Genomic DNA, 20623 nt, shown 5'->3' on the forward strand with positions numbered 1-20623 from the left:
TGGATGCCGTGCGCGCGATGATCATGCATGCCCTGGCCGAACCCCTCGAGGTCCGCGAGGTGCCCGCGCCGACGGCACCGGCGGGCGGCGTCGTGGTCGAGGTTCACGCGACCGGACTGTGCAAGAGCGACTGGCACGCGTGGGTCGGCCACGACGACGTCACCCTCCCCCACGTCCCCGGGCACGAGCTCGCGGGCGTGATCGCCGAGGTCGGGACGGGCGTCGCGGACTGGGCGGTCGGCGATCGGGTCACCGTCCCGTTCGTCATGGGCTGCGGCGAGTGCGAGTGGTGCCGGAACGGTGACGCACAGGTCTGCCCGCGTCAGGAGCAGCCGGGATTCACCCAGTGGGGCTCGTTCGCTGAACGCGTCGTCGTGCGGGCGGCCGACACCAACCTCGTCGCGATCCCGGACGGGGTGTCGTTCGAGGCGGCGGCGGCCCTCGGATGCCGCTTCGCCACCGCCTTCCGCGCTCTCACCGGCCGCGCGCGCGTGCGTGCCGGCGAGTGGGTGACGGTCGTGGGGGCCGGGGGCGTGGGGTTGAGCGCCGTGATGATCGGCGCCGCCCTGGGCGCCCGCGTGATCGCCGTCGACCGGACGCCCGCCGCGCTCGACGCGGCGCGCCGTCTCGGCGCGGAGCACACGATCCTCGCGGGCGACGCCGATGTCCCGCGGGCGGTCGACGCGCTCACGGACGGCGGGAGTCACGTGTCGATCGACGCGGTCGGCAGCGCGCAGACCGCGCGCGACGCCGTGTTGAGCCTGCGCCGACGCGGCCGTCACGTGCAGATCGGGCTGCTGCCGACCGCGGACGGCCAGACGCCCATGCCGATGGCCCGTCTCATCGCGTGGGAGCTCGACCTGCTCGGCAGCCACGGCATGGCGGCGGCGGACTATCCCGCGATGCTCGACCTCATCGCCCGCGGGACGCTGCGGCCGCAGGATCTCATCGAGCGGGTCGTGGGTCTCGGCGAGGCCGCGGAGATGCTGCCGCGCATGGACACCGCCGCCCCGGCGGGCATGACGATGATCGACCCGCGTCGGGTCTGAAGCGCGGCGCGGGAGTCAGTTCCGCGGAGTCTCGGGGCCGTCAGGGCTCTCGGGGGCCGCGGACGTGTCGTCGTCCTTCGGCAGGAGGAGCGGGCGATCGACCGTCTTCGTGACCTGAGCGGGGTCGACGGCAAGCAGCAGCAGCGCGACGCTGACGAGCACGACGATGAAGGTGACGCCGGCGGCGATGGCGCCGATGACGAGCGCGCGCTGGATCTCGTCGGCGGGGCGGGCCTGGAAGGCCCCCATCGACACGAGGGTCACGATGCCGGCGAAGAGCGCCGCGACGAAGGCGAGCCCGAGCAGCTGGACGGGCTTCATGAGATCGCGGCGGGTGGGCTTGTGGTCGGTCATGATGCGGCCTCCTCGGCGGGTACGGCCGGAACCGGCTCCGGGCGGCGGGGCGAGAAACCGGCGATCGCCAGGTACACGGCGATGATCGCCGCGTAGCCGCCGAAGATGCCCACCGCGATGGTGATCCCCGTGAGGGTGAAGGTGCCGGCGCCGTCGATCGTGTAGTCGTACGAGAAGGCCGGGCTGGTGAGGAGGATGCCGACCGCGAGGATCAGCGTGATGATCCCCACCGTGAGACCGTCGCGGGAGTCGGGGCGCCCGGCGCGGCGGTCGCGCACGGCACCGATGATCTCGAGCGCGCCCGATACGACCGCCCACACGATGACGAGGACGAAGAAGAAGGTCGTCGTCCGCCACGCGCCGACGCTGGCCGCGAGCCCGGCGAGCCCGCTCACCACCGCGAGCAGGATCGGCGTCGTCCGCTGGCCGCTCGGGTACACGAGCCAGACCGACAGCACGAGGACGAGGGCGGTGGCCAGCGCGAACCCGCTGAACACGCTCGAGCCGACGGCCGCCGAATGATCCGACGAGAACGTGACCATGACCGCCGCCAGGGCGGCGAAGAAGGCGCGCGCCAACTGAACGTGGCGCACATCGAAGGAGCGCACAGAAGCAGGAGTGGTCACGGAGGGTCCCGGAGAGACGGAGTCGATGGCATCCAGTCTATTCCCCGCCGGCTGAGCGCCCTCCGTGTGCACCGACGTCGAGATATCCCGCTCAGGCCGTGCGAGCAGTAGAGGTCTGACCACTGTCGAGGATTTGCACATGTCGTAAATTTCGAGATTCTTTTGGTCATAGTGGTCGCAAAGACGCGCACGGCTGCCCCTAACGTCAACGCATGAGCCCGACTTTCGACCTCACCGCCGTGCCCTCGGTCGCGCCCCGTGCGGTGTTCTTCGTGTCGGACAGCACCGGGATCACCGCCGAGACACTCGGCAACGCCCTCCTGGCGAACTTCCCCGGTGCGCGCTTCGAGCGGCACACCGTCCCCTTCGTGGACAGTGCCACGGCGATCGAGTCCGTCGAACGAGCCGTGCTGCGGTCCGCGGCGGCAGGCGAGGCGCCCATCGTCTTCGCGACGCTGAAGGACGCCGGCATCCGGGCCCGTCTGGCCGCATCCGCGACCGTCGTGATCGACCTCCTCGCCGGACACCTCACCGAGCTCGAGACCGCGCTCGGCGCCACGGCCGAGACGCGCGCCGGGCAGTACCACGGCCTCGGCGACCTCGAGCAGTACTTCCGTCGCATGCGGGCGGTGGAGTTCGCCATCGAGCACGACGACGGCCAGAGCGAGCGCGATCTCGCCAGCGCCGACGTGATCATCGTCGCGCCGTCCCGCTGCGGCAAGACCCCCACCACGATGTACCTCGCGCTGCACTACGGGCTCCTCGTGGCGAACTATCCGCTCACCGACGACGACTTCCCCACCGACGGGCTGCCGCGCATCGTGGCGCCGCACGCCGACCGCTGCTTCGGGCTCACCACCACCGCTCTCCGGCTCAGCCAGGTGCGACACGAGCGCCGCCCGAACTCGACCTACTCCAGCCTCGCCCAGTGCACCCTCGAGATCCGCCGGGCCGAAGACCTCTACCGCCGTACCCACATCCCGTTCCTCAGCTCCGCGACCCGGAGCGTCGAGGAGATGTCCGCCGTGCTCCTGCAGTCCATGAACCTGCGGGACCGACCCCACGAAAGGCCCCTCACATGACCAACATCCTGCGCTTCGACGAGATCGGCATGGGCGACCTGGCCCGCGTCGGCGGCAAGAACGCCTCGCTCGGCGAGATGGTGTCGCACCTGGCATCCGCCGACATCCGCGTCCCCCCGGGATTCGCGACGACCTCCGACGCCTTCGGGCGCTTCCTCGCCCACGACGGGCTCGATGCCCGCATCCGTGAGGCGGTCGAGGGCATCGACGTCGACGACGTCGCAGCCCTCAGCCAGCTCGGCGGGCGCGTGCGCGCGTGGATCGAGGAGCAGCCCTTCCCGGCCGACCTCGAGGCCGACATCCGCACCGCCTACGCCGCCCTCGTCGCGGGCGAAGCCGACCCCGAGGCGGTCACTTGGGCCGTGCGCTCCAGCGCCACCGCCGAAGACCTCCCGGACGCCTCGTTCGCCGGGCAGCAGGAGACCTTCCTCAACATCGGCGGGATCGAGAACATCCTGCAGGCGATCCGGCGGGTCTTCGCCTCGCTCTACAACGACCGCGCGATCGCGTACCGCGCGCACCACGGCTTCGACCACCACGAGGTCGCCCTCTCCGCCGGCGTGCAGCGGATGGTGCGCTCCGACGTGGGCGCCTCGGGCGTCATGTTCACCCTCGACACCGAGTCGGGCTTCGAGGACGCGGTGTTCCTCACCAGCTCGTACGGTCTCGGCGAGGCGGTCGTCCAGGGTGCGGTGAACCCCGACGAGTTCTACGCCTACAAGCCCGCCCTGCGCGCGGGACGTCCCGCGATCCTCAAGCGTTCGGTCGGCGAGAAGGCCATCGCGATGCGGTACACCGACGGACGCCACGTCGACGGCAGCACGGCCTTCGTCGAGGTGGATGCCGCCGACCGAGCGCGGTTCTCCCTCACCGACGCGGAGGTCGAGGAGCTCGGCCGCATCGCCCTCGTCATCGAGGAGCACTACGGCCGCCCGATGGACATCGAGTGGGGCAAGGACGGAATCGACGGGCGGCTGTACGTGCTGCAGGCGCGGCCCGAGACCGTCGTGTCGCGGCAGTCGGCCAATGTGCTGCGCCGGTTCGTGCTCGCCGAGCGCAGCCCGGTGCTCGTCGAGGGTCGCGCGATCGGGCAGCGCATCGGTGCGGGACGCGTCCGCGTGCTCCGCTCGATCGACCAGATGGCCGACTTCGCCCACGGCGACGTGCTCGTGGCCGACATGACCGATCCCGACTGGGAGCCGATCATGAAGCGCGCGTCGGCGATCGTCACCGACCGCGGCGGCCGGACGTGCCACGCAGCGATCATCGCGCGCGAACTCGGCATCCCCGCCGTCGTCGGCACCGGCGTCGCCACGCACGCCCTCACCGACGGCCAGGAGGTGACCGTCTCGTGCGCGGAGGGCGATGACGGCGTCGTGTACGACGGCATCCTGGACTTCGCCGAGGAGATCACCGAACTCGACCGGATGCCGTCCGCCCCCGTGAAGGTGATGATGAACGTCGGCACGCCCGACCAGGCGTTCGCGTTCTCGCGCCTGCCGCACGCGGGCGTCGGGCTCGCCCGCCTGGAGTTCATCATCAACCGGCAGATCGGCATTCACCCGCGTGCCCTGCTCGAGCTCGACCGCCTCGACGGCACCCTCGCCGACGACATCCGCGCCCGCATCGCCGCCTACCCGTCGCCCGAGGAGTACTTCATCCGGCGCGTCGCCGAAGGCGTGTCGATGATCGCGGCGGCGTTCGCCCCCGAGCCGGTGATCGTCCGGCTGTCGGACTTCAAGTCCAACGAGTACGCGAACCTCATCGGCGGCACGCTGTACGAGCCCGACGAGGAGAACCCGATGCTGGGCTACCGCGGTGCCGCCCGCTACGTCTCGCCCGAGTTCCGCGCCTGCTTCGACATGGAATGCGAGGCCCTGCGCCGCGTCCGCGACGAGATGGGTCTCACGAACGTGCAGATCATGGTGCCCTTCGTCCGCACGGTCGGCGAAGCCAAGGCCGTCGTCGACCTGCTCGCGCAGAACGGGCTCCGCCGGGGCGAGAACGGCCTGAAGGTCGTCATGATGTGCGAACTGCCCGCCAACGCGATCCTCGCCGAGCGGTTCCTCGAGCACTTCGACGGCTTCTCGATCGGGTCGAACGACATGACCCAGCTGACGCTGGGCCTGGACCGCGACTCGGCGCTCATGGCATCCGCCTTCGACGAGCGCGACCCGGCGGTGCTGCACCTGCTGGGGATGGCGATCGACGCGTGCCAGCGTCAGGGCAAGTACGTCGGCATCTGCGGCCAGGGTCCCAGCGACCACCCCGACTTCGCGCAGTGGCTCGTCGCGCGCGGCATCCAGTCGCTGTCGCTCAACCCCGACACGGTGGTCGAGACCTGGCTCGCGCTCGCGGCGAACGAGCGGCCCAAGGCCGAGATCCTCGCGCAGGCGCACCTGTCACAGCTCTGAACCGACGACGCCGGCCCTCCGCCGCGGGTCCGCTCCCACCGTGAAGCGAACCCCGGCGGAGGGAGGCGCGGAGGCGCGGAGCGCGTCCACCGCCTCCCCCGCCTGGTCGCCGAGCCCGACGAAGTAGCGGCGCCCGTCGGTGGTGGTCAATCGCACGGTGCGGGACTCGCCCATGCTGACGAGGATGCCCGGGCCGTGAGGGCTGCCCGTGACACCCCACCCGCCGAAGTCCTCGACGGCATCGACCTCCGCCACATCCACCCGCGCCAGCTGATCCCATCGGAGGCGGCGCCCCCAGAACGGCACCACCGAGACCGAGACCCCCCGCTCCCCCGCCCGGAGTCGCACCCCCGAGCAGAACGTGACGACCACCAGGGCGACGACCGACAGCAACGCCACGGTCGCCCCGGCGGGGGTGTCGACCTGCACGACCCCCAGGAGGAGGAGGATCACCGGGCCGACGAACAGCAGGGCGCGCGAGGCCGGATTGAGGGGTCGCCGGGCGAGGGTGCGCATGAGGGGGTCCTTTCGTCGGCCGGGGATCGCGACGCTACGGCGGGGTCGGCGGTTGGCGGAATGCCCCTCCGGCCACACCCGGCTGGACCTCCCGCCAGCCCGCGCGGCCGGGATCCGCGACGGCGCGGGCGTCAGCCCAGCGGTACCCGCGCCACGACGACCCAGTCATCGGCCTCGCGCCCGGCGCGCAGGTCGCCGCCCACTTCTCGCACGAGCCCGGCCATCCGCGCGACGCCCGTTCCCGCGGAGGGGATGTCCTCCCGCCGCACGGCGGGGAGCGCGTTGCGGACGGTGAGTTCGGCGTGGGTCTCGTCCGCCCGTACCGTCAGCACGACCGTGCCGGGTGCGGCGTGCTTCAGCACGTTCGTCAGGGACTCGCGCAGCACGCGGGCGAAGACGACGCCGACGCGGCGGGGCGCCCGGGGCAGGGGCGCGGCGTGGACGTCGACCCGGTAGCCGGCGGCCGTGAGCGTGTCCGCGGCCTCCCGCACCGCGGCCGCGGGGTCGGACGCGAACCCGGGCGTCGGGGACTCCTCGTCCGCGGCGATCTCGATGAGGTAGCGCAGGTCGCCGAGCGCGTTCCGCGCGGTGACGCCGATCGTGGATTGCGCCGTCTGCCGCACGGTGGCGTTGGGGTCATCCAAGAGCTGCGCGTGCAGGGCGATGACCGTCAGGTCGTGGGCGATCCCGTCGTGCAGGTCTCCCGCGAGCCGGCGTCGCTCGAGAGCCGCCGCCGCCTGCTCGCGTTCGCGGGACCGCACCAGCTGCGCGCCGAGCTGCTCACCGCGGGCTTGGGCCCCGCGCAGGAGCAGCCCGATCCCGCCCAGCACGATCGCCACCACGACGAACCCGACGGCCGTCGAGGGCCCGGATGCCGGTTGGCGGGCGACCGCGACGGCGGCGACGACGAGCGTGGCGGAATACCCGAGGACGAGAGCCCCGGTGCCGAGCCGGACCACGCACAGCGCGGCGATCGCGAACGCGAGGAACGTCGGGTGCGACAGCCCCGCCGGGAAGGACAGCACCAGGGCCGCCCCGAGCGACGCGGTCCCGGCGGCCGCCGACCAGAGATAGAGCGCGAACAGCGCCGTGACGACGAGCTCGAACAGCCCGTCGGTGGTGTCGCCACCGCCGTCGGCGACCATCGAGATCACGCTCAGCGCGACGGCGGCGAGCAGCAGGACGACGAACGCCGTCTTCTCGACGCGCGTCAACGGGGTGGTCTTCCGCAGCCACGAGCGATCCCGTGGTGCGGTCACGTGGGCGCCTGCGGACACCGCTCCATTGTGACTCGCGTGCCCCCGTGGTACCCGAAACCCGGGGGCACGCGTCAGGAACAGAGGCCAAGCAGACGGCAGAGCGCAGTCCAGATTCCGGACCGAATCATCATCATGCGGTTTCCCTCGTGTTCCCGGTCGTTGCCCCGGTCCGAGGATCTCCGGCGGCCGTGCGCGGGCGCAGTGGACCTTCGACCACATCGCTGGCCGAAGGTCCAGGGAGGCTGCTGGGTAGGCTCGCGGCATGGCCGAGATCCGCGTGCTCCTCGTCGACGACGACCCGCTGGTGCGGTCGGCCCTCGCGCACTTCCTCACCCGCGAGGAGGGCACCACCGTGGTCGCCGAGGCGGGGGACGGTCGCGACGCGCTCGACCAGGTCGGTCGCCATCGACCGGACGTCGTCCTCATGGACGTGCGGATGCCGCGCATGGACGGCATCGACGCGACCGCGCAGATCGCGCAGCGCTGGCCCGACGTGCGCGTTCTCGCCGTGACGACCTTCGACACGGTCGACACCGTCCTGCCGATGCTGCACGCGGGCGCCTCCGGCTACCTGCTGAAGGACTCGCCCGCCGAGGAGATCGTCGCGGGTGTGCGCCGCGTGCACGAGGGCACGACGTCCCTCTCCCCCCGGATCGCCGCCCTGCTGGTCGAGCACGTGCGAGAGCGCGAGCGTCCGGCGTCGGCCGCCTCACCCGACCTGGAACCGCTGACGGACCGCGAGGGCGACATCCTGAGGTGCCTGGCACGCGGGATGTCCAACGCCGAGATCGCCGCCGAGCTCATCGTGTCGGAAGGGACGGTCAAGGCCTACCTCGGCCGCATCATGACCAAGTGGGGCGTCCGGGACCGCGTCCAGATCATCGTCGCGGCCGCCCGCGCGGGGCTGATCGCCTTCACCTGACGGCGGGGCTCCGGGCCGGGAGGTATCTGGGGCATCCCCCGGCCCGGAGGTCTAGGAGACCGTTTCGCGCTTCCGGCGCTCGGCGCGGGTCTGCGGGATCTCGGGGTCGGCGTGGGCGGCGGCCTCGGCATCCGTCACCTTCGGCTTGCGCGGCCACCAGAACCGGTCGCCCGCGATGAACGCCATGGCGGGGACGATGACCGTGCGCACGAGGAGCGTGTCGATGAGCACGCCGATGCAGACGATCACGCCGATCTGGGTGAGGGTGATGAGCGGCAGCACCCCGAGCACGGCGAACACGGCGGCGAGCAGGATGCCGGCGCTCGTGATGACCGCACCGGTCGCGGCGAGCGCGCGGATCATGCCGTTCGTGGTGCCCAGTGTGCGCGTCTCCTCCTGCGCCCGGGTGACGAGGAAGATGCTGTAGTCCACGCCCAGGGCCACCAGGAACAGGAAGCTGAACAGCAGCACGTTCGTGTCGATCGCGGGGAAGCCGAACAGCGGGGTCTGGAAGAGCCACCATGCGGCGCCCACGGCGGAGAAGAAGCTCGCCACGACGGCGATGAGCAGCAGAACGGGCGCGAGGAGCGCGCGCAGCAGGATCACGAGCACGATGAACACGAGCACGAGGATGAGCGGGATGATCAGGTTCTGATCCCGCTGCTGCGCACCGGCGACGTCGAGAGCCTGAGCGTCCAGACCGCCCACGAGCGTCTGGCCGCTGCCGACCCCGTCGAGGTCGGCGCGCAGCCGCTCGATCGTGGCGAACGCCTCGGGCGTCTCGGCGGACGCGTTCAGGGTGACGTCGATGCGCGCCCAGTCGCTCGTCTCCTCGACGAGACGGGCGGAGTCGACCCCCTCGATGCTCCCGGCCGCCTCGAGGACGGCGTCGGCGTCGGCCACCGGGGCCACGACCGTCGCGGGCGACGTCGCCCCCGCCGAGAACGCCTCCGCGAGCACCTCCTGGCCCTTCACGGCGTCGGGCTTCTGCAGGAAGCGGTCGTTCTGCGACAGCCCCGTCTGCACGAAGAACAGGCCGCTGGCGAGGGCGCCGAGCACGACGGCGCCGGTCAGGGCGACGACGACGGGGCGCTTCGAGACGCCGCGGCCGAGCTTGCCCCACGGGCTGCGGGCGATCGCGTCGGGCGAGCCGAAGCGCGGGACGTACGGCCAGAACAGCCAGCGACCGAACAGCACGAGGGCGGCGGGCAGCACGATGAGGGCGAACGCCATCGCGACGATGACGCCCACGGCGCAGGCGAGCCCGAGCGCACGGTTGCCCGACAGCTCGCCCAGGAGCAGGGTGGCCAGGGCCAGCGCGACCGTCGACCCGCTCGCGATGATCGCGGGCCCGGCTCCCCGGACCGCCCGACGCATGGCCTCGCGGCGGTCTTCGGCCAAGCGCAGCTCGTCGCGGTATCGGGCGATGAGCAGCAGGGCGTAGTTCGTTCCCGCGCCGAAGACGAGGACGGACAGGATGCCGGTGACCGAGGCATCCAACTGCACTCCGGCGAGCGCGGCGACGCGGCGGGCGACGATGCCGGCGGACGCGTCGGCGGTGCCGATGACGACGAGCGGGACGAGCCACAGCCAGGGGCTGCGGTACGTGATGAGCAGGAGGACCGCGACGACGATCACGGTGGTCAGCAGCAGCGTGAAGTCGGCGCCGTCGAAGACCGCCGCGATGTCGACCTCGAAGCCCTCGGGACCGGTGAGGTAGGTGTTCACGCCGGTGAGGCCGTCGGCGGCGAGGGTGCGGATCTCGTCGGCGCGCTCGCTTTGGGCGGCGACGTCTTCTTCGGGAGTGAGCGGCACGACCAGCAGCGCGACGGTGCCGTCCTCGGACACCTGGGCGGGCGGGATGAATCCGTCGGGGGTGAGGTCGACGAGGTCGCCGAACGCCTTCTGCTGGATCGCGGCGACGGTGTCGGCGGGGAGGGCCTCGCCGTCGTCGGACGCGAAGACGAGCAGGGCCGAGGTGGTGTCGGCATCCGGGAAGGTGTCGAGGATCTTCTGCACCTGGACCGACTCAGCCGAGTCGGGGAGCCCGGAACCCGGTGCCGTCTCCGACGAGGAGCCGGAACCGAGCGCGAAGAGAGCGGCGACGCCGGCGAACGCGACGACCAGCACGATCCAGGACGTGCGGGCCGAGGTGAGGAAACGCAGGAAGCCGTTCATCGTCGTCTTTCGCTAGGTTTTGAAGTATCTCGAAAATCGAGATACGAGAAAGGTAGCGCAATTTCGACGTAGGATGCCACTCATGGAAGCGACGGAATCTTCCACGGCCCCCGCCGGTCCGGGGTTCCCTCCCGTGCGGCCCGCGACCGCGCTGGTGCGCGCCCTCTTCAGCGCCGGCACCGAGTTCGAGAAGTCGCTGCAGCACGAGCTCTCCGTCAACCCCACCGGCCTTGACGCCATGGGGCACCTCGTGATGTCGGGCCCGCTCTCGCCCGGCGAGCTCTCCCGCCGCCTCGACCTCACCACCGCCGCGACGACCGCGGCGATCGACCGTCTCGTCGCCCTCGGCCACGTCACCCGCGCGCCCCACCCCACCGATCGTCGCAGCCTGCTGGTCGTGCCGACCGAAGCGTCGGTCCACCGCGCGATGAGCCACCTCGCGCCCATGATCGCCTCGGTGGATGCCGTGCTCGACGACTTCAGCGAAGACGAACAGGCAGTCATCGCCCGCTACCTCGAGCGCGTGGTGGCCTCCTACGGCGTGCCCGTCGACGACGGTACCGCCCGGCCGCGGTAGGGGTCCGGGCGACTCCGCCTCGAACAGCACCGAGGTCGCCCGGCGGATGTGCGCCTCGGTGAGGCTCGCGGCACGTTCCGCGTCGCCGTCGAAGATCGCCTCGGCGATGGCGCGGTGCTCGCGCTGCAGCAGCGCCGACTGGTCACCCCAGTCGGCGTTGCGCTCGATCGCGTGCAGCAGCGGGGCGCGCACGGCCTCGCGGATCGCCCCCGTCAGCGCGGCGGAGAGACTGCTGCCGGAGGCATCGGCGATCGCCAGATGGAATCGCGTGTCCGCCTCGTTGAACGCTCCGCGGGCGCCGATCGCGGCCTCGCCCGCGGCGAGCGCCGCCTCGATCTCGGCACGGGCGGCGGCGTGGAGATCGCGTGCGGCCGAGGCAGCGGAGGCGCGCTCGAGAACGATGCGGGCCTCGGTGACGTCCTGGATGGTGAAGTTCGACAGCGCCACGTGCAGACGCAGGAAGCGGGTGAGCGCCTCGCGCGGGAGGGCCGCGACGAAGGTGCCCGCGGCGGCGCCGGCGCCGGGCTGCGAGCGCAGCACGCCCTGACTCTCGAGCACGCGCACGGCCTCGCGCACACCGGCGCGACTGACCTCGAGGTTCGCGGCGAGCTCGCGCTCGGGCGGGAGGGCGTCCCCGACCTTGAGGACCCCCGACAGGATGCGATCCTCGATGACCTCGATCACCAACTCGTGGGCGCGAGCTTTGCGGACCGGGAGCCAGAGGTCGCCTGCTGCGTCCTCGACGTCGGGAACGGATGCCATGACCTGCCGCCTTCGGGAGTGGGTGTTGACAGCGTATCGGTCCAGCCGTTACCTTGCGTTAGCGGTCTGACCTCTAAAAGGTTGGCGCTTCGCAACAACGTCGTTCGAAGGAAGGCCCCGATGTACACCCCCGAACTCGCGCCGATCGGCGCCAGCATCGTTCTCTCGGCTCTCGTGGCGAGCCTCCCGTTCCTCACGGTGTTCCTCGCCCTCGGCGTGTTGCGGTGGAAGGCGCACTGGGCCGGCCTGTCCGGCCTCGGCGTCGCGCTGCTGGTGGCGGTGTTCGGTTTCCGGATGCCGGTCGACCTCGCCGCGCTCTCCGCGACGCAGGGCTTCGTCTTCGGCCTCTTCCCGATCATGTGGATCGTGCTCAACGCCATCTGGCTGTACGAGCTCACGGTGCGCAGCGGCCGGTTCGAGGATCTCCGCCTGGTCATCAACGCCCTCAGCGACGACCCCCGCATCCAGGCGATCATCATCGCGTTCGGCTTCGGCGGACTCCTGGAGGCGCTCGCCGGCTTCGGCGCACCGGTCGCCATCACGGGCGTCATGCTCATGGCGGTGGGCTTCACCCCGATGCGTGCGGCCGTCATCGTGCTGCTGGCCAACACCGCCCCGGTGGCCTTCGGCGCCGTCGGGACCCCGATCGTCACCGCGGGGAGCCTCACCGGAATCGACTACCGCGAGATCGGCGCGTACGTCGGCCACCAGACCCCGCTCGTGGCGCTGTTCGTGCCCTTCATCCTCGTGCTGCTGGCCGACGGCTGGCGGGGGCTCAAGGAGACCTGGCCCGCCGCCCTCACGTTCGGTGCGGTCTTCGCCGTCGCCCAGTGGGTCAGCGCCACCTGGATCTCGGTCGAGCTGACCGACATCGTGGCATCCCTCGCCGGAATCGCCGCCGCCGTCGTGCTGCTGCGCTTCTGGCAGCCCCGCGGCACCGCGGCCGCCCGCGAGCGCCTGCTCAAGGAGCGCGCGACCAGCCTCGTCGGAGCGGGCGTCCCCGGCTCGGGCGGAGGGGCCGGGACGACGGATGCCGAGACCCCGGCCGCGCGTCCGCGGCTCACGCCCCGCACGGTGTTCCTGGCGCTGTTCCCCTACCTGCTGGTGATCGTCGTGTTCTCGCTGGCGAAGCTGTGGACGCCCGTGAAGACGTTCCTCGCCTCGACCGACGTGAAGATCCCGTGGCCCGGCCTGGACGGCAACATCCTCACCGCGAGCGGCAAGGCCGCCGGCTCCACCGTCTACACGTTCGCGTGGCTGTCGTCCGCCGGAAGCCTGCTGATCCTGTGCGGCATCGTCGTCGCGCTCGTCTACCGCCTGCCGCTGCGGGAGGCGGGTCGCGCCTGGATCCAGACGCTCGTGAAGCTCCGCTTCTCACTGCTGACCGTCGGCTCGGTGCTCGCGCTCGCCTACGTCATGAACATGTCGGGCATGACGCTCACGATCGGCGCCTGGATCGCCGGCACGGGGGCGCTCTTCGCCTTCCTCTCGCCGATCCTCGGCTGGTTCGGCACCGCCGTGACCGGCTCCGACACGAGCGCCAACGCCCTGTTCGCCACCCTGCAGCAGAGCGCCGCGCTGCAGGCCGGCATCGACCCGACGCTGCTCGTCGCCGCGAACACCTCCGGCGGTGTCATCGGCAAGATGATCAGCCCGCAGAACCTCGCCATCGCCGCGACCGCCGTCGGCCTCGTGGGTCAGGAGTCCACGATCCTGCGCAAGGTCATCTGGTGGAGCGTCGGCATGCTCGTCGTGATGTGCCTGCTCGTGGGACTGCAGTCGTCGGTCCTGTCCTGGATGCTCCCGTAACCTCCTCCCCTCCCGAAAGGCACGCCATGTCCGCCGTGACACGCCAGTTCCCCAACCCGGTCGAGCTGCTCGAGCTGATGCAGTTCAAGCGCCCCGACTTCAACGGACGCCGCCGTCGGCTGAACTCCGCCCTGACGATCGCCGACCTCCGCGACATCGCGAAGCGTCGCACGCCGGCCGCCGCGTTCGACTACACCGACGGCGCCGCGGACAGCGAAGAGGGCCTCGCCCGCGCCCGCCAGGCCTTCGCCGACGTGGAGTTCCACCCGTCGATCCTGCGCGACGTGTCGCACGTCGACACGAGCTGCCAGATCTTCGGCGGATCGTCGGCGCTGCCGTTCGGCATCGCCCCGACCGGGTTCACGCGGCTGATGCAGACCGAGGGCGAGATCGCCGGCGCGGGCGCTGCGGGGGCCGCCGGCATCCCGTTCACCCTCTCCACACTGGGCACGAGCTCGATCGAGTCGGTCAAGGCGGCCAACCCGCAGGGACGCAACTGGTTCCAGCTGTACGTCATGAAGCAGCGCGAGATCTCGTACGCGCTGGTCGAGCGCGCCGCGGCAGCGGGCTTCGACACGCTGTTCTTCACCGTCGACACCCCCGTCGCGGGTGCCCGTCTGCGCGACAAGCGCAACGGCTTCTCGATCCCGCCGCAGCTGAGCGTGTCGACGATCATCGACGCGCTCCCCCGCCCCTGGTGGTGGTGGGACTTCCTCACCACGCCCAAGCTCGAGTTCGCCTCGCTCAGCGCCACCGGCGGCACCGTCGGCGAGCTGCTGAACTCCGCCATGGACCCCTCGATCTCGTTCGACGACCTCGCCGAGATCCGGGCGCTGTGGCCCGGCAAGCTCGTCATCAAGGGCGTGCAGAACGTCGAGGACTCCCGGCGCCTCGCCGACCTGGGCGTGGACGGCATCGTCCTGTCCAACCACGGCGGACGCCAGCTCGACCGTGCCCCCGTGCCGTTCCACCTGCTGCCCGAGGTGGTGCGCGAGGTCGGCGCCGACACCGAGATCGCGATCGACACCGGCATCATGAGCGGCACCGACATCGTGGCATCCATCGCCCAGGGAGCGAAGTTCACGCTCATCGGCCGCGCGTACCTGTACGGGTTGATGGCCGGGGGCCGCGAGGGCGTCGACCGAGCGATCCAGATCCTCGCCGACCAGGTCGTCCGCACGATGCAACTGCTGCAGGTGACCTCGCTCGCCGAGCTCACGCCCGCGCACGTGACGCAGCTCGAGCGCCTCGTCCCGCGCCGGGTGACCGCCCGGGTCTGATCCGCGCGCCCCGACGCCCCGTCGAGTGTCCAAGACACGCCGTACCGCACGCCCCGCCGACGGCGTGTCTTGGACACTCGACCGCGCGCGAGCCGGTGCTACCGTGCGGGGGTGACTCCGACCCCGCGCCTCATCCACGTCTCGGCCGCGGTCATCACCGACGGCGACGGGCGTCTGCTGCTCGTCCGCAAGGCCGGGACGACCGCGTTCATGCAGCCCGGCGGCAAGCCGGAGCCCGGCGAGACGCCCGCCGAGACCCTCGCGCGCGAACTCGCGGAAGAGGTGGGGCTGCGGGTCGAACCGGACGCCCTCGAGCCGCTCGGCTCCTTCACCGCGACGGCGGCGAACGAACCCGGCTTCGCGGTGGTCGCCGACGTGTTCCGCGTCGACATCGGCGACCAGCAGCCGATCCCGGATGCCGAGATCGCCGAGCTCCGCTGGGTCACCGCCGCGACGGCATCCGGTCTCGAGATCGCCCCGCTCGCGCGGGAGTACTTCCTGCCGGCGTGAGTCGCGCGCGGGTGCGGCGCGAGCGCACACGATCGGGTCGAGCGCACACGAACGGGACGCCCGGAACGTGTGCGCTCGACCGGATCGTGTGATCTGGCGCCGGGCGGGCGTCCGTCAGGGGCCGGTGAGGGCGCGCAGCGCCATGCCGGCGAGGATGTCGGACGCATCCGCGGCCACCGCGCTGTGCGGCGTCGAGTTGAGCAGCCCGAAGGTTCCGAGAAGACGGGTCTGACGCTCGGCAGCGTCGAGTTCGGCGCGAACGGATGCCAGCACGACGTCCCACTCCTGCACGTACTGACGCTGCAGGCTCCGCACCGTGTGGTTGACGTCGCTCGGCAGCTGCGCCAGCTCGCGATCCTGGATGCGGATGACGTCGGGGTCCGCCGTGGCGAAGTCGAGGTGGAACCGCACCAGACGCCGGAGCAGCTCGGCCGGCGCTCCGGGCTCGGCGACGAGCTCGCGGCATCCCTCCAGCAGCCGCCGGCTGGCGTCGATCAGCACCTCCGCGAGGAGAGCCTCCTTGCTCGGGAAGTAGTTGTACAGCGCCGGACCGCTCATCCCGACGGCGTCGCCCAGCTCGACGGTCGACACCGCGGCGAACCCGCGCTCCGCGAACAACTGCGCGGCCGAGCGCATCAGCGAGGCGCGGCGGTTGGCCTTCTGCGTCGCCCTCCAGGTCGCGGTCACGGCGTCACTCCTCTCGCAGATCTGCTCCGCGCAGCATCTCACGCGCCTGACGGAGGACGGGCTCGTCGATCATCCGGCCGCGGAATCGGAACACCCCCGGCTGCCCCTGCGCCTCTTCCAGGACCGCCCGCGCCCACCCCCGCTCCTCGTCGGTGCTCGCATAAGCGGCCCGGATGACGCCGACCTGGCTCGGGTGGATGCACGCCGTCGCGGTGAAACCCGAGGCCGCGGCATCCTCGCACTCCGCGCGGAGCCCCTCGACGTCGGCGATGTCGAGATGCACGGCGTCGATCGCGGCGCGGCCGAAGGCGTGCGCGGCGAGCAGCACCGACGAGCGCGCGGCCCGCGCCACATCGCGGTACCGCCCGTCGGCGAAGCGGCTGGAGCGCCCGTTCATGCTCGCGATCAGGTCTTCGGCGCCCCACATGAGGCCGACGGTGGCGGGATGCGCCGCGATCTCGGCGGCGTGCACGATGCCCCGCGCGGTCTCGCACAGCGCGACCACCTCGAATGCCGCCGTCGCCTCGACGTCGGCGGCCGACTCCGCCTTGGCGAGCATCACGCGGGTGTAGCCGGCCGCGCGCGCGGCGTCGAGATCGAGCGCATGCGCCCCCGTGGACGCGGGGTTCACCCGCACGATCGTGCGCCCCGGGTCGAGGGGCGTCGCGGCGAGCGCCTCGCGCGCCCGGGCCTTGTCGGCCGGTGCGACGGCATCCTCCAGATCGAGGATCACGGTGTCGGCGGCGGCCGCCGCCTTCGCGTACCGGTCGGGGCGATCGGCGGGGCAGAAGAGCAGCGCGGGGCCGTTCATGAGGGCACCTTTCGGTTCGTGTCGTCTCGGGGTCGTCGTGTCGGCGGGTTCAGTGTCCAAGACACGCCGATGGGTCGCGTCGGCATCCGCGTGTCTTGGACACTCAACGCTCAGGGCGACGCGGCGGGGGCGGGGGCCGACGCGGCGGGCGGCGCGGAGGCCGGGGCGGGCGGCGCGGGGGCACCGACGGCGGCGGGCGCGACCACGGCGAGCGCCTGCCCGCGCGAGACGACGTCGCCGACCCGCGCCTGCAGCGCGACCGTCCCCGCCACGCTCGACCGCACCACGTGCTCCATCTTCATCGCCTCGACCGCCAGCACGGGGTCGCCCGCTTCCACGGTCGCGCCGTCGGCGACGTGCACCATCACCACGGTGCCGGGCATCGGCGACACGAGCTGCGGGTCGGCATCCGCGGTGGCGTCGGCGCGATGGCTCTCGCGCACGGTGTCGATACGCAGCACCGCGCCCTCGCGGGCGACCCACACGCCCGCGGCTTCGACCGTGGCCGCGAAGGTGTGCACGCGACCACCCAGGTCGACCGTCGCCGTGGCGTCGCCCGACGTCCGCACCCGGGCGGGCAGGACCTCGCCGTCGACGTCGACCGACAGTGCGGCTCCGGCCCCGCGCACGGTGACGATCCGCTCCACCCCGGCGGACGCCAGCCGATGGCGCCGCGGCGCGGGCGACCCGAGCCGCCAGCCGTCGCCGCGGCCCCACGCTCCGGCGGCGAGGGATGCCGATCGCGTCGCGGCATCCAGGAGCACCGCGACCGCGCGGAAGTCGTCGTCGTGCGGGGCGGCGAGCGGCAGCCGGTCGAACTCCCGCGCGATCAGCCCGGTGTCGAGGTCGCCCGCGACGACCGCGGGCACCTCGAGCAGCCGCCGGACGAAATCGACGTTCGTCGCGAACCCGAACACCGCCGTCTCGCCGAGCGCCGCGACGAGCCGTCGCCGCGCACTCTCGCGGTCGGGGCCCCACGCGATGATCTTCGCGAGCATCGGGTCGTAGTCGACCGAGACGTCGAGGCCGTCCTCCAGCGCCGTGTCCACGCGGATCCCCTCCCCGACCGGGTGCACCACGCGCGCGACGTGTCCGCCCGTCGGCAGGAATCCGGATGCCGGGTCCTCGGCGTACACGCGCGCCTCGATCGCGTGGCCCGTCAGGGTCACGGCATCCTGGGTCAGGGTCAGGGGCTCGCCGGCGGCGATCCTCAGCTGCTGCTCGACGAGGTCGAGGCCGGTGATCTCCTCGGTGACGGGGTGCTCGACCTGCAGGCGCGTGTTCATCTCCATGAAGAAGAACTCGTCGGGCGCATCGGCCGAGACGATGAACTCGACCGTGCCGGCGCCGCGGTAGTCGACGCTGCGGGCCGTCTCGCACGCGGCGGCGCCGATGCGCTCGCGCGTGGCCGCATCGAGCAGCGGCGACGGGGCCTCTTCGATGACCTTCTGGTGGCGCCGTTGCAGCGAGCACTCGCGCTCGCCTAGGTGCACGACCGCGCCGTGGGCGTCGGCGAGCACCTGCACCTCGATGTGGCGCGGCGTGCGCACGTACCGCTCGAAGAACAGGGTGTCGTCTCCGAAGCTCGCGGCCGCCTCTCGGCGGGCCGCCGCGAGGGCTCCCGCGAGGTCGCGCTCGGCCTCGACGACGTGCATGCCCTTGCCCCCACCGCCGGCCGACGGCTTGATGAGCAGCGGATACCCCACCTCGGGTGCGGCCGCGATGAGCTCGGCATCCGTCATCCCCGCCCGGGCGATGCCCGGCACCGTGGGCACCCCGCGCGCCTCGACGGCGTGCTTGGCCGTGATCTTGTCGCCCATGACCGAGATCGCGTCGGCGGTGGGACCGACGAACGCGATGCCCGCCTCCTCGCACGCGCGGGCGAACGCGGCGTTCTCGGCGAGGAAGCCGTACCCGGGGTGGATCGCCTGCGCCCCGGTGTCGCGGGCGGCGCGCAGCACGGCATCCGTGTCGAGGTAGCTCTGCACGGCGGGGGCGGGACCGAGCCGTACGGCGACGTCGGCGAGGTGGACGTGCCGCGCGTCGGCATCCGCGTCGCTGTAGACGGCGACCGAGCGGATGCCGAGTCGGCGGAGCGTGCGGATGATGCGGCAGGCGATCTCGCCGCGGTTGGCGATGAGGACGGTGTCGAACATGCGGATCACATCCGGAAGACGCCGTAGCCCGGCGCGTCGAGGGGGGTGCGCGCGACGACGTCGAGCGCGAGGGCGAGCACGTCGCGGGTCTGGCTCGGCTCGATGATGCCGTCGTCCCAGAGTCGGGCCGTGGAGTAGTAGGGGCTCCCCTGCTCCTCGTACTGTGCGCGGATCGGTGCCTCGAAGGCGGCCTGGTCATCGGCCGACCATTCGCCGCCGCCCGCCTCGATCTGATCGCGCCGGACGGTGGAGAGGACGGATGCCGCCTGCGGACCACCCATGACCGACACGCGTGCCCCCGGCCAGAGCCAGAGGAATCGTGGCGAGTACGCGCGGCCGCACATGGAGTAGGTGCCGGCGCCGAACGATCCGCCGACGACGACGGTGAGCTTCGGCACCGAGGCGCACGCGACGGCGTTGACCATCTTGGCGCCGTGCTTGGCGATGCCGCCGGACTCGTACTCGCGACCGACCATGAACCCGGTGATGTTCTGCAGGAACACCAGCGGGATGCCGCGCTGGTCGCACAGCTCGATGAAGTGGGCGCCCTTGAGGGCCGACTCGCCGAACAGCACGCCGTTGTTCGCGATCACGCCGACCCGGTGCCCCTCGATGCGGGCGAACGCGGTGACGAGGGTCTCGCCGTACTCGCGTTTGAACTCGTGGATGCTGTCGGCGTCCACGATCCGGGTGAGGATCTCCCGCGCGTCGTACGGGGCGGTCAGCTCGACCGGCACGACGTCTTCGAGCTCGCTCGCGGGGCGTTCCGGCGCGGGGGCCGGCTCGACCGCGCGGGGCTCCGGCGGGCGCAGGGTCGCCACGATGTCGCGGACGATCTGCAGCGCGTGCGCGTCGTTCTCGGCGAGGTGGTCGGTGACTCCCGAGACGCGGGTGTGGACGGCTCCGCCGCCGAGGTCCTCCGCGCTGACGACCTCGCCGGTCGCCGCCTTCACGAGCGGCGGCCCGCCGAGGAAGATGGTGCCCTGGTTGCGGACGATGACCGTCTCGTCGCTCATGGCCGGCACGTACGCCCCGCCCGCCGTGGACGAGCCGAGCACCGCGGCGATCTGCGGGATGCCGTCGCGCGACATCCGCGCCTGGTTGTAGAAGATGCGGCCGAAATGGTCGCGGTCGGGGAACACCTCGTCCTGCATCGGCAGGAACGCCCCGCCCGAGTCGACGAGGTAGACGCACGGCAGGCGGTTCTCGGCGGCGATCTCCTGCGCCCGGAGGTGCTTCTTCACCGTGATCGGGTAGTACGTGCCACCCTTGACCGTGGCGTCGTTGGCGACGACCATGACGTGCCGCCCGTGCACGAGGCCGATCCCGGCGACCACTCCCCCGGCCGGGCAGTCGCCGTCGTACATGCCGAACGCCGCGAGCGGCGCGACCTCGAGGAAGGGGCTCCCCCGGTCGAGCAGCGCGTCGATGCGGTCGCGGGCGAGCATCTTTCCCCGCGCGGTGTGCCGCTCGCGCGCTCTCTCGGGCCCGCCTCTCGCGACGTCTTCGCGCCGCTCGCGCAGTTGCTCGACGAGCGCGCGGTAGTCCTGCGCCATGACGACCCTCCATTGGGTTATCGATCGGTAATCGGGATTCAGGTTACTGCTCGGTAATCGAGTTGTCGAGGTGCG

General features: G+C 71.8%; 17 protein-coding genes and 1 pseudogene. 8 read left to right on the plus strand and 10 right to left on the minus strand.

Annotation, left to right across the window (positions count from 1 at the left end):
* The first annotated feature begins 8 nt into the window (after window positions 1-8).
* Window positions 9-1049 (plus strand): zinc-dependent alcohol dehydrogenase family protein, encoded by a 1041-nt coding sequence (locus QM517_RS10550; protein ID WP_308208901.1) that lies wholly within the window; start codon window positions 9-11, stop codon window positions 1047-1049.
* 15 nt (window positions 1050-1064) lie between these two features.
* On the opposite strand, the gene QM517_RS10555 is transcribed toward QM517_RS10550, so the two are convergent.
* Together QM517_RS10555 and QM517_RS10560 are read right to left on the minus strand one after the other, a co-directional pair.
* Window positions 1065-1403: an amino acid transporter gene (locus QM517_RS10555; RefSeq protein ID WP_077051152.1), complete on the minus strand. Its 339-nt coding sequence runs from the start codon at window positions 1401-1403 to the stop codon at window positions 1065-1067.
* A complete protein-coding gene (locus tag QM517_RS10560) occupies window positions 1400-2011 on the minus strand; it encodes a hypothetical protein (protein WP_283287255.1) in 612 nt (203 codons plus the stop codon). Before QM517_RS10560 ends, QM517_RS10555 begins: the two co-directional genes overlap by 4 nt.
* A 230-nt stretch (window positions 2012-2241) precedes the next feature.
* Between QM517_RS10560 and QM517_RS10565 the strand changes: the two genes are divergently transcribed.
* Both QM517_RS10565 and ppsA read left to right on the plus strand, forming a co-directional pair.
* On the plus strand, window positions 2242-3111 hold the full coding sequence (locus tag QM517_RS10565; RefSeq protein WP_283287257.1) for a pyruvate, water dikinase regulatory protein: 870 nt from the start codon (window positions 2242-2244) through the stop codon (window positions 3109-3111).
* On the plus strand, window positions 3108-5525 hold the full coding sequence (ppsA, locus tag QM517_RS10570; protein WP_077051150.1) for a phosphoenolpyruvate synthase: 2418 nt from the start codon (window positions 3108-3110) through the stop codon (window positions 5523-5525). The genes QM517_RS10565 and ppsA overlap by 4 nt, the downstream gene beginning before the upstream one ends.
* Here the strand turns inward: ppsA and QM517_RS10575 are convergent.
* Both QM517_RS10575 and QM517_RS10580 read right to left on the minus strand, forming a co-directional pair.
* A complete protein-coding gene (locus QM517_RS10575; RefSeq protein ID WP_283287259.1) occupies window positions 5514-6041 on the minus strand; it encodes a hypothetical protein in 528 nt (175 codons plus the stop codon). The genes ppsA and QM517_RS10575 overlap by 12 nt on opposite strands.
* Before the next feature lie 131 nt (window positions 6042-6172).
* Window positions 6173-7318 (minus strand): sensor histidine kinase, encoded by a 1146-nt coding sequence (locus tag QM517_RS10580; protein WP_283287261.1) that lies wholly within the window; start codon window positions 7316-7318, stop codon window positions 6173-6175.
* 244 nt (window positions 7319-7562) lie between these two features.
* On the opposite strand from QM517_RS10580, the gene QM517_RS10585 reads away from it, so the two are divergent.
* Window positions 7563-8222: a response regulator gene (locus QM517_RS10585; protein WP_077051148.1), complete on the plus strand. Its 660-nt coding sequence runs from the start codon at window positions 7563-7565 to the stop codon at window positions 8220-8222.
* Window positions 8223-8273: 51 nt separating this feature from the next.
* Here QM517_RS10585 and QM517_RS10590 read toward each other — a convergent pair whose 3' ends face one another.
* Window positions 8274-10400, minus strand: coding sequence for an MMPL family transporter (locus QM517_RS10590; RefSeq protein ID WP_283287264.1), 2127 nt, complete (start codon window positions 10398-10400; stop codon window positions 8274-8276).
* A gap of 253 nt (window positions 10401-10653) precedes the next feature.
* Between QM517_RS10590 and QM517_RS10595 the strand changes: the two genes are divergently transcribed.
* Window positions 10654-10977, plus strand: a complete 324-nt coding sequence (locus QM517_RS10595) for a MarR family winged helix-turn-helix transcriptional regulator (RefSeq protein ID WP_283287322.1) — start codon at window positions 10654-10656, stop codon at window positions 10975-10977.
* Between the two features lie 102 nt (window positions 10978-11079).
* On the opposite strand, the pseudogene QM517_RS10600 reads toward QM517_RS10595, so the two are convergent.
* Window positions 11080-11739: pseudogene (locus QM517_RS10600) on the minus strand (FadR/GntR family transcriptional regulator); the annotation flags it as partial.
* A gap of 120 nt (window positions 11740-11859) precedes the next feature.
* On the opposite strand from QM517_RS10600, the gene QM517_RS10605 reads away from it, so the two are divergent.
* The 3 genes from QM517_RS10605 (at window position 11860) to QM517_RS10615 (ending at window position 15338) form a co-directional block, all read left to right on the plus strand.
* Window positions 11860-13548: an L-lactate permease gene (locus QM517_RS10605; protein ID WP_283287266.1), complete on the plus strand. Its 1689-nt coding sequence runs from the start codon at window positions 11860-11862 to the stop codon at window positions 13546-13548.
* A gap of 26 nt (window positions 13549-13574) precedes the next feature.
* Entirely contained in the window at window positions 13575-14828 is a 1254-nt protein-coding gene (locus QM517_RS10610; protein ID WP_283287268.1) for an alpha-hydroxy acid oxidase, read from the plus strand.
* A gap of 111 nt (window positions 14829-14939) precedes the next feature.
* Window positions 14940-15338, plus strand: coding sequence for an NUDIX hydrolase (locus QM517_RS10615; protein WP_283287270.1), 399 nt, complete (start codon window positions 14940-14942; stop codon window positions 15336-15338).
* 114 nt (window positions 15339-15452) lie between these two features.
* Here QM517_RS10615 and QM517_RS10620 read toward each other — a convergent pair whose 3' ends face one another.
* From QM517_RS10620 to QM517_RS10635, 4 genes are all read right to left on the minus strand, one after another.
* A complete protein-coding gene (locus QM517_RS10620; protein ID WP_283287272.1) occupies window positions 15453-16025 on the minus strand; it encodes a TetR/AcrR family transcriptional regulator in 573 nt (190 codons plus the stop codon).
* A 4-nt stretch (window positions 16026-16029) separates the two neighbouring features.
* On the minus strand, window positions 16030-16836 hold the full coding sequence (locus QM517_RS10625) for an HpcH/HpaI aldolase/citrate lyase family protein (protein WP_283287274.1): 807 nt from the start codon (window positions 16834-16836) through the stop codon (window positions 16030-16032).
* 110 nt (window positions 16837-16946) lie between these two features.
* Window positions 16947-18992, minus strand: coding sequence for an ATP-binding protein (locus tag QM517_RS10630; RefSeq protein ID WP_283287276.1), 2046 nt, complete (start codon window positions 18990-18992; stop codon window positions 16947-16949).
* A gap of 5 nt (window positions 18993-18997) precedes the next feature.
* Window positions 18998-20548 carry a carboxyl transferase domain-containing protein gene (locus QM517_RS10635; protein WP_283287278.1) on the minus strand — a complete coding sequence of 517 codons (1551 nt, stop codon included), beginning with the start codon at window positions 20546-20548 and terminating at the stop codon, window positions 18998-19000.
* Between the last annotated feature and the right edge of the window lie 75 nt (window positions 20549-20623).

It is taken from the genome of Microbacterium sp. IEGM 1404, assembly GCF_030056775.1.
In the GTDB taxonomy this organism is placed as follows: Bacteria; Actinomycetota; Actinomycetes; order Actinomycetales; family Microbacteriaceae; genus Microbacterium.